This is a genomic window from Pseudomonadota bacterium (assembly GCA_010028905.1).
GTDB lineage: Bacteria > Vulcanimicrobiota > Xenobia > RGZZ01 > RGZZ01 > RGZZ01.
This window is the reverse complement of record RGZZ01000760.1, coordinates 1-1617: the sequence shown is the minus strand read 5'-3', so window position 1 is coordinate 1617 and position 1617 is coordinate 1. Positions and strand designations below refer to the sequence as shown.

The following is a 1617-nucleotide window of genomic DNA, read 5'->3' as shown; positions in this document are numbered from 1 at the left end:
GAATGCGGCAAAGCCGCACCGTGCCTAGAACAAAACCGGGGATTCCTCAGCAAATGGGCTTATACCCAGCAGTAGAAGCCCAAATGGGCTTATACCCAGCAGTAGAAGCCCAAATGGGCTTATACTCCGTCGCGGTGCGGGGGCACGCCCCTCACGGCGCCCAGACGACCCAGCTGACGCCGTCGAGAAGCCGCTGCCGTGCGCCGGTGCGCGTGTTGATGACCACGGCCGAGAAGCTGCCCGGTGTGCCCTGCATGGTGAGCAGGCTTGTGCTGTCGCGCGACCAGAGGTGGGTGTAGCAGCCTGCTATCTGCGTCGGTTCGCTGGTGAAGACGCTGGCGCGGCTCTGGGCGCCGGCGCTGGCCGAGACGTAGGTGAGGCAGGGGGTTGCATCACCCGCCCGCACGTAGTTGTACGCCAGCATCTGGTTGTCCGGCGACCACGAGAATCGGCAGTGCTGCGCCTGGCCGCATGACGCGTGGGGTTCGTACACCACGTTCGCGATGATCTCGCTGATGGGCCCCTTGACCTGCCAGTTCGCCTTTGAGGGCGGGGTCTGATCGGGTGGAATGGGAGCCGGCTCCGGGAAGAAGTGGATGGCCATGCCGGGATCGTGTGGCAGCAGCAGCGCGGCGATTCCCAGGTTCTCGGGCGCATAGTCGTGGAGCGCGATGATGCGCGCGGGGTCGGCCGTGGGGAACCACAGCGTGGCAAAGCCGTGGCACATGGGGCTGACCCACGTCTGCGCGCCAGGGTGGCGGGGGTCGTAGACATAGAGGCTGTGGGTGAACGGCTGCTGGAGGCTGCGGTGCACGACGTATCCCAGCCGCCCGTCCGGGCCCCAGCCGGGCGCCTCTCCCACGTCGCTCAGCTGCACGTGGCCGCTGCCGTCGAGGTTGGCCACGTGCAGCGGCGCGATGCCGTCGGGGCCAGCGTTCTCGAGCCAGGCCAAGCGGTGTCCGAGGGGCGACAGGGTCACCACGGGCTGCGCCCCGACCTGCATCCCGCCACTGGGGGTCTCGTCGCTCTCGAGGGTCTCGGTGCTCACGCCACACAGGGTGCCTTGCGAGGCCAGCAGCAGGTGGGCGCCATCGGGGCCGTAGGCCAGGGGGCGAGCGCCCCGATGGCCGGGGATGGCCGTGGCCTCGGTGCCCGCGACAGTGCCCACGTAGGTGTGGGGTGGGCCGCCGTCGGCCGCGCCTGCCTCCGACCAGGCGAGGCGGGTCGCCCCCGCTTCGATGATCTGCACCGCGACCCAGGCGGCGCGCTTGCGACCACCGGGCGTCTGCATCACTGCTCCCACCCCGTACCACTGGCCCGGGGCTGCGTCGGAGGGAGGCTGCCACTCGATGCTCTGGGTCCATCGGCTCTCGGCCTCATCCCAGCTCGTGGTCGGACTGCCGCGTGTCGACCAGTGTCCCGTCCCCGGATCGGCATCGCACATCGACGCGGGATCGGGCTGAGGGGCCAGACCTGGGCCTGGCGGGCTCAGGGCATGTTCCCCCCAGGCGACGGTGGGGCGGCTCTCGCCCTGGGTGGAGGCCGACACGGTGAGTGACAGGGTGCCGTCGAGCCGCACCTGGAAGGTCTGGCCGCTAGCGGCGTTCCCGGGCAGGG

Annotated in this window: 1 protein-coding gene; it reads right to left on the bottom strand. The window is 69.8% G+C overall.

Translation table 11 applies throughout. The features are described from left to right. Positions 1–151 precede the first annotated feature (151 nt). Positions 152–1617, bottom strand: a 1466-nt coding sequence (locus tag EB084_25050; GenBank protein NDD31532.1) for a hypothetical protein, incomplete at its 5' end; no start/stop codon positions are given.